Source organism: Prosthecobacter sp., assembly GCF_044222565.1.
Taxonomy (GTDB): domain Bacteria; phylum Verrucomicrobiota; class Verrucomicrobiia; order Verrucomicrobiales; family Verrucomicrobiaceae; genus Prosthecobacter.
Genome location: NZ_JBGANA010000015.1, coordinates 156,530 through 169,330 on the forward strand (window position 1 = coordinate 156,530; position 12,801 = coordinate 169,330).

Consider the following 12,801-nt stretch of genomic DNA (forward strand, 5'->3'; position numbering starts at 1 on the left):
TGCCCGCCCCACTCACTTCTCCGGCACCGTCACCACATCCCCCGCCTCCAGCACCTTCCCATTGCCGTTGGGAAGATCCAGCACCGTGGCTCGCGCCGCGTGTTTCGGTCCGCGCCTCAGCTCCACCTTCGTCGCATCCGCCCGCTCGCTCAGCCCCTGAGCCTCTTTCACCAGATCCCCCACCGTCATCCCCGGTTTGAAAGCGTACACGCCCTGGCGCTTCACCTGTCCCACCACCGTCACCGCAGCGTCCGCCACCCGAACGTCAGCCGTGACGTTAGTCTTCGCCACCTCTTTCCCCGCCTCCACCACATCCGCCTCGATGATGAAAAACATCAGGTCCTTCGTCTTCGGCATCCGGCTCGTCAGCGGCGTCGCATCCGGACTTCCCAGCCCGCCAAACACCACGCTCTGCCCCGGCTTCATCACAAAGCTCGCAGTCGTCTTCATCGTGTAAAAAATCGGCTGCTGAATCTTGTTTTCAGACACCACCTTGCCCTCGTGCGTGATCGGTGCGCCATAGTCCATGAACCCCTCAAAGCTCGTCGCCTCAGGGGTCACCTCCAGAAAGAGGTTCCCGCCTTCCTCCAGCGTTGGCACCACCTCCATCTTCACCCCCACCTTCTTCATCTCAAACGCCGTCGGCGTCGTCGGGATCACCGGCTCCTTCTGCGTCGCCTGCTTCGGCGGATCAAACTCCGTCGGATAGATAAACTCACGCGCCACCTCCACCGTCGCCTTCGCACCGCTCCGCGTCGTCACCGAGGGCGCGCTCATCAGCTCCACACCCTTCTGCTCGCTCAGCTTGTGCAGCAGCTCCTTGGTTTTTTCCTCAGTTAAAAGACCCAGGCTCTGCAGCCCCGGCGGCTGCTTTTCATCCAGCACCAGCCCCATCTCCGCCAGCACCGGCGAATCCTTCGGAATGCTCACAAACCGGCTCCTCACCAGGATCTGCCTCGGCACCTCGTTCGTCGCTGCCGCCCCCGCCTTCGTTTCCGTCTTCCGACACGCACTCAGCCCCGCCAGCACAAACACCACGCCCAGCATCGGCACCACCATCGTCATCTTTTGCATCAAAGAATAGCCGCATCGTCCGCGACCCGCCTGCACCAGATTCGTCAGCCTCAGCCGCATCGCCTTCGCATTTGCAGACACCGCCATCGCCATGGCCAGCGCCAGCGGCATCCACGGCCGGGCCCGCGAAGCACCTCCGCCACCTCCCAGCCCCGCCACCGCAGCCAGCAGCTCCTCCGCGAAATCCTCCGCGCTCTGCCCGCTGCGCTCCAGCGCCACATCATCACACGCCTGCTCCCGCGCCCTCCCGCACGCCCTCAGCACCACCCACACCAGCGGGTGAAACCACAGCAGCAGCGCCGCTACCGTCGTCAGCAAAGTAGTGAGCACATCCCCGCGTGCGATGTGCCCCAGCTCATGCCTTAGCACCAGCCGCAGCCGCCCCTCCTCCCAATCCGCCGCCGCCTCCGGCAGCAGCACCGTCTTGGTAAAAATCCCCCACGTCATCGGCACCGCACACCCCGCGCTCATCCGCAGACAAGCCTTCGGCAGCGACAGCCCGAGCCCCTCCGCCTCCTCGTCAAAACACCGCTGCATGGTAGGATCTACCACAGTTCGTGCTCCCACCCGCAGCCTCCGCAGCGACCACGCCGAAAAACCCAGCACCACCGCGCCAGCTCCCATCCCCGTCAGCCACAGCACCGTCCACACCCACGAAGCCCGCGCCTCATCCTTCGGCAGCGCCACCGTCACCACCGAAGCAAGCCTCGGCCGCCCACCGCTGTAATCCACCTTCGTGGTCGTCAGCGCCCCGCTCCCCTCCATCGCCCCACCCTCTCTTACCCCCGCCTTCTCACTCCACGGCATCCGCCACACCGGCGCCACAAAACTGCACCCCATCACCACCGGAATCAGCATCAGCACCGAAGCCAAAATAAAGTGCCTCCTCGCCGCCGCCATCCGTCTCCCCAGCATCATCACCACACCGCCAGCCACCCCCATCACCACCGTCATCTGCAGCCCCACATCCACCAGCCACCCCGGCGTAAAAGTATAGATCGATTCCAAGTTCATAACAGTCATCTCCTTGTTTGTGTTCGTGGTTAGATCTGTGCCTTCAAATTCGAAAAATCAGCCCCTCTGGCAGCGCCGCGAGCGCGGCACTCCGATGCCGCCTCACTCCGCATCCACCCCATGCCCCGCATCTCTCCACACCCTCCATGCCCCACCGTCTCCCTCAGAGAGAATGCGCTGTTCATGGCCCGATGCGTTAGCAGTTTGTAACTCATAAAATCAGTCCCTCATCTCTGCGTTTTTCAAAACTCTGCGGTGTAGAAATCCGGTCTCCTTAATCGTGTTCGTCCCGAAGCGTTCCGCGTTCATAGAGGTATGCCTCAGTGTTTGGTGAATCATAAAATCAGTCCCTCATCTCTGCGGTCTTCTAATCTCTGCGTTGAAACTCAGGCCTTCTTAGACTTCTTCCCCGTCTTCGCCTGCGCCAGGAACTCCCTCAGCTCCTCCACCTCCCCCTCGCTCAGCCTCGTCCCCGGAGCACTCAGGTACGCCGCCAGCGCCTGCGTCAGCGATCCCCCGAAAAACGTCCCGATCACCCGGCTCAGCGTGCTCTGCCCCACCTCCTCCCGCGAGTGCACCGGCGCATAGATAAACTCCCGCCCCTCCTGCCGGTGTTTGAGCTGACCTTTCCCCTCCAGGATCGTCAGGATCGACCTCAGCGCCGCCCGCGTCGGCGCCTTCTCCATCCCCTCCAAAATCTGCGACAGCGTCGCCTCCCCCTGCGCAAACACCAGGTCCATCACCTCCCGCTCACGGCGGCTCAATTGAGCAATTTTCTTCATGGGTTGAATTTTCAACCCATGAAGGCCTTCGAGTCAATATCAAAGATTGAATTTTCAATCTTTGAAGCGGGCAAGGCTCTAAAGCCCTAAAGCGCATGCTGGTTTGTGATGGCTTCTTCTGAATAGCCCTATAAAAATTTAGTTATGAACGATGGTGGATTTTGCCTGAGGCAACGAACATTGGCCAATTATGCTCTCACCGAAAAGAAAGTTATGAAAACAAGCACAAAAGAGCTTCTCCTATTGCATTTGTTGAGGATAGGACTGATCGCAGTTCGTAACTTTTCTGCATCCTCTAATCGCAATGATCAGCAGCAAGTAATGCTAGAGGAATGGGCTGAGCTTTGTCATATGGTGCCGCCTCTGTTGATGTCAGATTGTGATGAAAGAGCCGTAAAATATTTTATCGAGGTTCAGGGAAGAACCTTTTTGCGCGACTATCCATCAAAAGATGATGTCAATTTTATTCAAGTTGCAGAAATCTTGGACGAATTAGAAGCAATGAACTCATGAGCCAACCCACAGCGAGCATCATTGCTTCGCATCCGCCACCGCATACATAACGCGGCTCTTCCACCGCCTCGCTCCAGCCCCAAAGGGGCGACGTAATATAGCCCAGGGCAAGCGAGCCTCAGCGAGCGCCGCCCTGGGTTTCAGTCCTCATGAGTGGGAAGCAAACCCAGCACTCCGCCACACCTAGCGCCGACCAGCAGCGTCAACAAGGATCCCCGCCACACCTTGTCTCCGCGATCAGCCCGCGCTCCAATTCAGAAATCCTGCAACATCCGATCAATCCCAAAGGAACAGAAGATCAAAAACAAGATTCAAGCTCTGCTCCCTCTGCCTCTCTGCCCCTTTGCGGCAAAATCGAACGTCCCCAAACCCATCCACTCACCAGCTCGCCACCACCTCATACGCATACCCTCTCAAATACTCCGTCTCCGGAATCGTCGCCAGAATCGGATGATCCGGCCGCTGCGTGTACGTCGTCACTCGCCTCAGCGTCTTCTTCGCATCCACCGCCGCATCCGTGATGCTGCTGTGAAACTCGCTCGCACTCACATGGTGCGAGCACGTGAACGTCGCAAAGATCCCGCCCGGCTCCAGCATCTTCATCGCCCGCAGGTGGATCTCCTTGTACCCTCGCAGCGCATCCTTCACCGAACTCTTCGTCTTCGTAAATGACGGCGGATCCAGGATGATCAGATCATACTTCGTCCCCGCCGCCTCGTTCCGCTTCAGGAAATCAAAGCAGTTCTCCGCCACACACTCGATCTTCACACCCGCAATCGCCGCATTCTGCTTCGCCACCTCCGTCGCCGGCTCACTGATGTCCACCGCCGTCACCTCGCTCGCACCTGCCAGCGCACAGGCCTGCGCAAACCCGCCCTGATTGGAAAAGCAGTCCAGCACCCGCCGACCCTTCGCCAGGCGAGCCACCTGCTGATAATTGTCCAGTTGATCCAGATACAGCCCCGTCTTCTGCCCCTCGATCAGGTCCGCATGAAACGCGCTGCCCTGATACCGCACCACAAACGGCTCTGGCGTCTCCCCACTGATCACACCCTTGACCTGCTCCATCCCCTCAGCCTTGCGCACCGCCACCTCATTCCGCTCCACAATGCCCCGCGGCTTCAGCACATCATTCAGCGCCTGCACAATCAGGTCCTTCCGCAGATCCATCGCCAGCGTCAGCGTCTGCACCACCAGAAAGTCGCCATAGCGATCCACAATCAGTCCCGGAATGCCATCAGACTCACTCCACACAAGGCGGCACAAATTCAAATCCACCCCCGACTCCTCGCGCACCTTGATCGCCCGCTGAATCCGCCGCGTAAAAAAGTCCAGATCCAGGTCCTGCCGCCGATACGAAAACAGCCGCGCCGAGATCTGCGACTGCGGATTATAAATCGCACTCCCCAGCGGCTTCCCCCTCACATCCTGCAAATGCACCACATCCCCCGGCTTCGGATCCCCAAACCTCTTCTGAATCTCCGTCGCATAAACCCAAAGGTGACCGTGAAAAAGACGCGCGCGTGGCTGAACAGTAAGAGTAGGCATGGTTGAAGGGAAGGGGAGTAAGGTTGTTAAACAGGATTGGAGGAGATGTTAAAGCGCTTCGCGCAAATGACGAATGCCGAATTCCGTCATCCGTGACAATCCGTGCGACCCGTGCGACCCGTGGTCAAAAACTCCGGATCTGAACCACGGATTTCACGACCAGCACGGATCAATCCAATGTTTCGGCCTCCGTCATCCGTGACAATCTGTGAAATCCGTGGTCAAAAACTCCGGACCTAAACCACGGATTTCACGACCAGCACGGATCAATCCAATGTTTCGGCCTCCGTCATCCGTGACAATCCGTGAAATCCGTGGTCAAAAACTCCGGATCTGAACCACGGATTTCACGACCAGCACGGATCAATCCAATGTTTCGGCCTCCGTCATCCGTGACAATCCGTGAAATCCGTGGTCAAAAACTCCGGACCTAAACCACGGATTTCACGACCAGCACGGATCAATTCACTGCTTTAGTTTCCGTCATCCGTGACAATCCGTGAAATCCGTGGTCAAAAATTCCGTATTTGAACCACGGATCTCACGACCAGCACGGATCAATTCACTGCTTCAGTTTCCGTCATCCGTGAAATCCGTGAAATCCGTGGTCAAAAAATTCCGGATTTGAACCACGGATATCACGACCAGCACGGATGAATCCAATGCTTCAGTCTCTCAAGCAGTAAGTACCCATCATCCCGCCACTGCCACCACCGCCTTGATCACCCGCGACTCCGGCAGCAGCCACTCCTCCATCTTTCCCGGCAGCTCCTCAAACTCGCACCGGTGGCTGATCCACGGCCTCGTATCAATCTGCCCGCTCTGAATCATCCCCAAGATCCTCGGAAAGTCTGACGCCACCGCATTCCTGCTCGCCATCACCGTCAGCTCCCTCCGGTGAAACAGCGGATCATCAATCCCCACCGGCTCCTTCGTGATCCCCACATACACGATCCTCCCCGTGAACCGCGCAAACCTCAGCGCCCCGCTCATCGATCCCGCGTGGCCCGTCGCATCAAACACCACCTGAAACGCCGCCTCATCCGGCGCCGTCGCCACCACCTTCACGCCCGGATAATTCTGCTCCACAAACAGACGCCGCGCCGGGTTCAGTTCCAGCACCGTGATCGCCGCCTCCGCCGCCCGCGCAAACTCCAGCACCGTCAGCCCGATCGGCCCCGCGCCAATAATCAAGACATCATCACTCGGCGCCACCTGCGCCCGGTTCACCGCATGGCACCCAATCGCCAGCGTCTCCACCAGCGCCAGTTGTTCAAAGCCCAGCGCACTGCACACATGCAGCTTGTGCGCCGGCAGCACCATCCGCTCCCGCATGCCCCCATCACAGTGCACCCCCAGCACCTGCAACGTCTCACAGCAGTTCGTGCTCCCACGCTTGCACGAGTGGCACGTCCCACAGTTCAAGTACGGCTCCACCGAGCACCGATCCCCCGCAGCCACATTCGTCACCCCATCGCCCACCGCCAGCACCTCCACCCCCAGCTCATGCCCCAAAATCCGCGGAAACTCAATGAACGGCATCTTCCCCAGATACCCGCTGAAATCCGTCCCACAGATCCCAATCGCCCGAATCCCCACCAACACCTCCCCAACTCCCGGCCCCTCCGCCTCTGGCAAAGTCGTCCATTCAAAAGTCCTCGCAGCAGAAAGAGTCAGCGCACGCATACCTCGGAGGATAGGCGTCCCGCCTGTCCGGTCTATCCCATAATTCCTCCTCACAACAAACAATCCACCCACCTCATAGTGGTCCGCTCAGTCCCCTGAGCGGCTCGCCCGTCCCTCAACCTTTCTTTCCCCCCGCGCTCCCGCACCAAACAGTCCCCTCTCAGAACCTCCGGGAAATTTTTCTACCCCAAATCTTTCTACCTTCACTCCCCTCCGACTTTTTCCTTCTTTTCCCTCTTTCGGCCAACCCCTTCCGGCTCCGTCATCACCTCACCAAATACTTCCCACCCACGACCCCAATCTCCGGCACCCGCTTCTCCTTCTCAAAAACATCATAGCCGCCCTGCAGTCCTCGCCAAAACTCCACATGCTGGGCATCCGCTTCCTTCATCCTCTCCTCCGTCATCCGAAACGGAAAACAATGCACCGGCACACTCCCTCCACCCTTCACCGCCGCCTCCACCACCAGATAGATCTCCTCGATCACCGCATCCGTCATCGCAAAGCACCCCACACTGCACATGTCCCCATGCACCATGATCAAACTCCCCGTCCGCTTCTGCGCCAGATCATACGCATTCGGATACCCCACATTGAACGCCAGGTGATACCGGCTCGCCGGATTCAGCTGCTTCTGCGCCACACTGTAAAACCCCTCCGGCGCCTGCAGGTCACCCTCCCGCGTCTTCGGTCCCAGCGTCCCTGAAAAACACGCGATCGGATAACTCCGGAACAACCGCCACTCCGCCTTGTCAGCCACCTTCATCCACAGTTCCAGCTCACGGCTCTCCTTGAAAATCCGGATAAACACCGGCTGCCCCAGCCGGCACTGCTTGGAGGCCAGTTCCTCATTAAGTCTCGGCTGCAGCCGCTTCCGCACATCACTCAGCCGCTCCGCCGCAGGCAGTCCCTGCCACTTCTCAGCAGCAGGTGGGGCGGGGTAGGGCAGGGGCATGTCGCGGTGGGTGATGATCTGCATGGCGGGTCGGATCCAGGCTTCGGCTTTCTTCATCAAAGAATCTTCACCCTGTCTTGGGGGGGCATCAGCTTTTTGAACTGCCGGCTGCTTGGAAGTCGGGCTCCGAGCCTTCGATGAGGAATGCGAAGGCTCAGATGCACGCGCAGACGCAGTGCTTGCCGCAGGCGGACTCAGTTCGTTAAACGCCAGCTTCAGCACATGCCCGCACAGGACAAGCATCCCTGTTACAAAAGTCGCGATCACGAAATTCATCACGCGCGCCTTTTTCATGCCAGTTCCTCGTTCAGGCCACGGGCGCTGGCGCTAGTGAAGGCGGCGGCTGCTTGCCCCTCACAATGTTCATCGCGCCGTTGAGTTCACCCCCGGGCTCGATGGAGACCGACCGCGCCGTCACATCTCCATTCACCGATCCGCCACCACCAATGAGCACCGGCCCGCTGCTGTAAATCGTCCCCGTCACCCGGGCCTGGATCTCCACCTCGCTGGCATGCACGGTGTTCAGGAAGGCCACGTCCGCCCCTTTCTCCACCACAAAACGGTGGCAGTGAATCTCACCAATGATGCTTCCCGTCGTGCGGAAGGTGGCGTCTCCGGAGCACGTCACATTCGCTTCAATGATGCCTTGGCATACCAGATCACGGCACATCACACTGCTGGCGGAAAGACGCCCGCGCTTGCGGATCAGCACATCGCCACGCGTCTTGATTGGCTGCGTGGAGGTCATGTTGATCTCCACATCCTCCAGTGAAATATAAGCCCCGCAGGCAGGGCAGTTGGCGGACTTGGCGGAGCGCCCGGTCTTGAACTTGTGACCGCAGTCAAAGCATTCCGCGTCCTTGAAATACTGGTTCCGGTACATCCCCTGCTCCTTCATCTTTTGCAGGGACGTCGCAGTCTGCGGCGCGGGGGCAGGCGTTGGGGGAGGGGAGTTGGACTGCGGACGGCGCATGCTCGCAGTGCTCGCCTCAGCCGCCGGAGCAGGTTCAACAGTCTCCGCTCTCACTTTCGGCGCTGCATCGGCAGGCGGAGGCAGGTTCTGGCTTTGCAAAAAGGCCCCAAATCCCTCGGCGGCGGTCAGGGGCAGTTCCACTTGGCTCTCAGGCACTGGCGCCTGCACCGGCTCGGGTTTCGCAGCCGCCGGTTTGGCCGGTGGCGCTTCCTTGGCAGGAGCGGAGGCTGCAGGAGTGGGGGCCGGACTGGCAGGAGCCTTCTCCGTCGCCCAGTCATCTCCCATGCCGGCTCCTGAGCGGGTCACGGCCGAGGCAATGACCCGGCGTTTTTCCACGGTCAGGTGCACTCCGCATTTTTTGCAAAATGTGGAAACAACGAGGCGGGGGGGCAAAATAAGACCGCCCCCACAAAGGGGACCCCCAAAGAGTGTGTTGTTTTGGTGGGGGGGGACTTTTGTTTCAGCTTTTTTACCGACCTGGGACTGACCCATGAAGGTGGCGCCTTCTTCGATGGCAAGCGTGCCGGCTGCGATGTCACCCACCAGGATCGCGTTGCTCTTCAGCTCGCAGCGTTCCTGCACGGTGATGTTGCCTTCGACTTTGCCGAAAATGATGACGGAGCGGGTTTTCACTTCGCCCTTGATCAGAGCGTTTTCACCCACGGTAAGGCTGCCGTCAGAAATCACTTCGCCTTCGATTTTACCGTCGATGATGAGATCGTGAGAAAACTTGATGGAACCTTTGATTTCGACGTCGTTGGCGAGAACGTTTTTACTGGTGGTCATGACGGGAGCTTGATGTGAGCGTTGGGGTTGTGCAGCGGGAGCGGATGCGGTGGAGAGAATGGGTGCGCGCTCAGCTGCTGGAGCCGGTGCGTGTGCCTCGGAACGCCTGTCTTCCTTTTGCCCTTCGGGTTGTCCAATGATTTGCCTTAACATGAGGTTTAAAATATAGCTGGCTATTAAGTTGAGTGTCAATCTTCGGCTTGCTTATTTTTTGTCAGTTTGGTGTCAGTGTGTTGTGGCGCGGGGTTGCTTTGGGTGGGTTTTGCGGCTGTATCTTGTCATGATGGAATCTGTGTTTATCACAGCCGTGGAGACGGCCTGTGTTTTGGGGTTACGGCTGGAAGACTGCCTCACCGCTCTGCGTCAGCGGCGCGGCGGCCTCTCCCTGTCCGCCTGCCTCGCAGACACGCCCTTCGCCTCTCTGCTGGCAGGCACTCTGCCTTCACGCGAACCTCTGAAAGGCCGTCGCTACGGCGCAGCCAGCAATGCAGCCCTGCAAACAGCCTCCTCAGCCGTCCGCCGCGCTGGCTGGAGCCAGGACGATCTGCGCCAGTCCTGGCTGTTCGGTGCCAGCAGCCGTGGCAACGCAGGAGAAATGCTGGGAGTGAATGCATCACGCAGACCTCTCCGCAAGTTCAGTGCCAGCAATACCATGCACTGTGAAATACCTGCCGCCGTCAGCATCGAACTCGGCATCCGCGGCCCCTGGCAGATGATTTCCAACGGCTGCTCCTCCGGCCTCGATGCTCTCGGCCTCGCCTGGATGGCCGTGGCCAGTGGCGCCGCCCCCCGCGCCCTCGTCGTCGCCGTCGATCTCCCCCTCATTCCCGCCCTCCTGCAGGACTTCCGCGATACCGGTCTCCTCTCCACCAACGGCCTCAACGACCCCTTCGCCCCCACCACCAGCGGCTTCTTCCCCGCCGAAGCCGCTGTGGCCGTCACCCTGGAACGCAGCACCTCAGGCCTCTGTCGCCTGGAACACTACTCCGCCAACAGCGACGCCTACGACACCCTCATGATCCCCGCAGACGGCGGCGGCATCGAATCCTGCCTGCGCGCCGCCATTCTGGCAGGAGATCCCGCCAAAGTCGTCGCGCTCTGCCCCCACGCCACCGGCACCCTCAATCACGCCCGCGTCGAGCCTCCCGCCCTCCTCCGTGCCCTCGATGGCCGCAAAGTCCCTCTCCTCCCCCTCAAGCCCCACACCGGCCACACCCTCGGCGCCAGCGGCCTCTTGGACGTCGCCCTCCTCGCCCCCTGCATGGCCGAACGCTGCCTCCCCGCCACCCTCCCCAACCTCACCCCTCCTGCCTGCGGCCTCCCCCTGATCGAGGCCCCCTTCCACCTCGCCTCCGGCGACCGAATCATCAAACTCGCCTCAGGCATGGGCGGCCACAATGCGGCCGTATCCCTCGCGGTCATCTGATTCCGTGCTTGGCACCGGCGGCGGATTCGCGAATATCGCCCACCGCACCGCATGACCCGCCTGCCTCTCTCGATCTCCATTATCTCTCTCAACGAGGAGGAAAACCTGCGCCGCTGCCTCGCCAGCGTGGTCGATCTCGCCGAGGAAATCATCATCGTCGATTCCGGCTCCACGGACCGCACTGCCGAAATCGCCGCCGAGTTTGGTGCAACTTTTGTGCATCAAGACTGGCTGGGTTACACCGCCCAAAAAAATCACTGCCTCTCCCTCTGCTCCCAACCCTGGATTCTGGCGCTCGATTGCGACGAAGAAATCACCCCCGAATTGCGGAATTCGATACACAACTTCTTCAAAAACGGCGATGACGAACGCTTCGATGGTGCCTGGATGTCCCGCCTCGTCTGGTTCATGGGCCGCTGGATTCACCACGGCGACTGGTACCCCGACCGCAAAATCCGCCTCTTCCGACGCACTGAAAGTCAATGGATTGCAGACGGCGGAGGCCAGGTTCACGAGCGCCTCGACGTTGCAGGGCCCTGCACCACGCTGCAGGGAGACCTCCTTCACTACTCCTTCAAAAACATCCAGCACTACCTCATCAAGCACGTGCAGTATTCGACCGTCTTCCTGCAAACCCAGCAGTCCAAAGGAAAACGCTGGTCCCTTCTCCACACCCTCTTCCGCCCTTGGTGGCGCTTCACCCGCGCCTACATCCTGAAACTCGGCTTCCTCGACGGTTTCCCCGGGCTCTGGATCGCCGCCGCCACCGCCTTTTTCACCTTTGACCGTTACAGCCGCATGTATGAAAGCGCAGCAGAGAGCAGGAAGAGGCAATAAGATGAAACTCGCCCTCATCCATCCGCAAATTATCCGCGGCTCCGGCGTGGAGAATTACCTCATCGAATTCGCCAAACGCCTCTCCACTGCGGGTCATGAACTGACCTACATCACCACCCTCACCACTCCTGAAACCGGCGCCGCCCTGCCGGGCCGCTGGGAGTTGCAGCCCCGCATCCGCGGCTCCGCCACCATGCGGATGTGGCACTTCAACCGCCTCGCCCCCCGCGCCGCTGCGGGCGTGGATCTCAGCATTGCATTTGGCCGCACCTGCTTGCAGGACATCCACAGGAATGGAACCGGATGCCACCGCCTTTACGGCAATCTGCTCCCCCTGTGGCAGCGCCTGAGTGTCAAGCACCTCTACGAACTCCATCTCGAGCGCCGCCTCTACACTGGCCGCGAAACCAAACGGTTTATCTCAAGCTCCGCCCGTGTGGCCGCCCAGTTGCAGGGCGTTTACGGTGCCGATGGCGAACGCTATCGAATCATTTCGCCGCCTGTGGAAACCCATCTCTTCAAGCCGGCGGAGAATCGGGCGAACACTCGCGAAATCATCTGCAGGAAACTGCAAACAGATGCAGCAAAGCCGGTGCTCATCTTCGTCTCGCTCAGCCATCGTCGTCGCGGATTGGAGCCTTTGCTGGAGGCCATGGCGAGGATTGACGCCACACTCTGGATCGTCGGCAAAAGCCTCAGCTCCGCTCTGCGTGAGAAGGTAAACCGCCTCGGCATCTCCTCCCGTATCCGCGCTGTGCCAGTCACGAGTGATCTCGTGGAGCTCTACCAGTCCGCCGACTGGTTTATTCATCCCACGCAGTATGATGCCTTTTCAAACACTGTGCTGCAAAGCATGGCCTGCGGGCTTCCGGGCCTTGTCTCAGTCATGGATGGTGCTGTCGATCATGTGCGCAACGGAGAGAACGGCCTCATGCTCTATCACCCGCAGCAGTCCAAGGAACTGGCCGCCCGGATTCAGGAGGCTCTGGCTTATGATGTTCCAGCCTGGCAGGCCCTCTCCGCCGCGGCACGGGAGACCGTCCAGGCGCTTACCTGGAAACGCCACATGCAGGAGTGGGCGGAGGTTCTTGAGGGAAGATAGTGCGGCATCTTGAGAATCGCTGCCTGCTGTCAAAGAACAACAGGCAGCGCTCTCGCGTCGCTTCATTCACTCACGGAAAAAAGCGGTGGCGTTCCGCGCCTTCGT

Annotated in this window: 10 protein-coding genes; 4 read left to right on the forward strand and 6 right to left on the reverse strand. The window is 59.8% G+C overall.

Features of this window, described 5'->3' with window-relative positions; all coding sequences use genetic code 11:
- Positions 1 to 12 precede the first annotated feature (12 nt).
- Entirely contained in the window at positions 13 to 2,088 is a 2,076-nt protein-coding gene (locus ACILSR_RS21485; protein ID WP_395751851.1) for a M56 family metallopeptidase, read from the reverse strand.
- 386 nt (positions 2,089 to 2,474) lie between these two features.
- Positions 2,475 to 2,870, reverse strand: a complete 396-nt coding sequence (locus ACILSR_RS21490) for a BlaI/MecI/CopY family transcriptional regulator (RefSeq protein ID WP_395751852.1) — start codon at positions 2,868 to 2,870, stop codon at positions 2,475 to 2,477.
- Positions 2,871 to 3,083: 213 nt separating this feature from the next.
- Here ACILSR_RS21490 and ACILSR_RS21495 point away from each other — a divergent pair, with 213 nt between their 5' ends.
- Positions 3,084 to 3,383, forward strand: a complete 300-nt coding sequence (locus tag ACILSR_RS21495) for a hypothetical protein (protein WP_395751853.1) — start codon at positions 3,084 to 3,086, stop codon at positions 3,381 to 3,383.
- A 378-nt stretch (positions 3,384 to 3,761) separates the two neighbouring features.
- On the opposite strand, the gene ACILSR_RS21500 is transcribed toward ACILSR_RS21495, so the two are convergent.
- The 4 genes from ACILSR_RS21500 to ACILSR_RS21515 all read right to left on the reverse strand — a co-directional run bounded on the left by ACILSR_RS21500 (position 3,762) and on the right by ACILSR_RS21515 (position 9,331).
- Entirely contained in the window at positions 3,762 to 4,931 is a 1,170-nt protein-coding gene (locus ACILSR_RS21500) for a class I SAM-dependent rRNA methyltransferase (protein WP_395751854.1), read from the reverse strand.
- A gap of 693 nt (positions 4,932 to 5,624) precedes the next feature.
- Positions 5,625 to 6,617 carry a zinc-binding alcohol dehydrogenase family protein gene (locus ACILSR_RS21505; RefSeq protein WP_395751855.1) on the reverse strand — a complete coding sequence of 331 codons (993 nt, stop codon included), beginning with the start codon at positions 6,615 to 6,617 and terminating at the stop codon, positions 5,625 to 5,627.
- A 265-nt stretch (positions 6,618 to 6,882) separates the two neighbouring features.
- Entirely contained in the window at positions 6,883 to 7,629 is a 747-nt protein-coding gene (locus tag ACILSR_RS21510) for a murein L,D-transpeptidase family protein (RefSeq protein WP_395751856.1), read from the reverse strand.
- Positions 7,630 to 7,879: 250 nt separating this feature from the next.
- A complete protein-coding gene (locus ACILSR_RS21515; protein ID WP_395751857.1) occupies positions 7,880 to 9,331 on the reverse strand; it encodes a polymer-forming cytoskeletal protein in 1,452 nt (483 codons plus the stop codon).
- 280 nt (positions 9,332 to 9,611) lie between these two features.
- Here ACILSR_RS21515 and ACILSR_RS21520 point away from each other — a divergent pair, with 280 nt between their 5' ends.
- From ACILSR_RS21520 to ACILSR_RS21530, 3 genes are read left to right on the forward strand one after another with little or no spacing between them, the layout of a single operon-like run.
- A complete protein-coding gene (locus ACILSR_RS21520) occupies positions 9,612 to 10,757 on the forward strand; it encodes a beta-ketoacyl synthase N-terminal-like domain-containing protein (protein WP_395751858.1) in 1,146 nt (381 codons plus the stop codon).
- 51 nt (positions 10,758 to 10,808) lie between these two features.
- Entirely contained in the window at positions 10,809 to 11,594 is a 786-nt protein-coding gene (locus ACILSR_RS21525; protein ID WP_395751859.1) for a glycosyltransferase family 2 protein, read from the forward strand.
- A 1-nt stretch (position 11,595) separates the two neighbouring features.
- A complete protein-coding gene (locus ACILSR_RS21530) occupies positions 11,596 to 12,696 on the forward strand; it encodes a glycosyltransferase family 4 protein (protein ID WP_395751860.1) in 1,101 nt (366 codons plus the stop codon).
- Positions 12,697 to 12,801 lie beyond the last annotated feature (105 nt).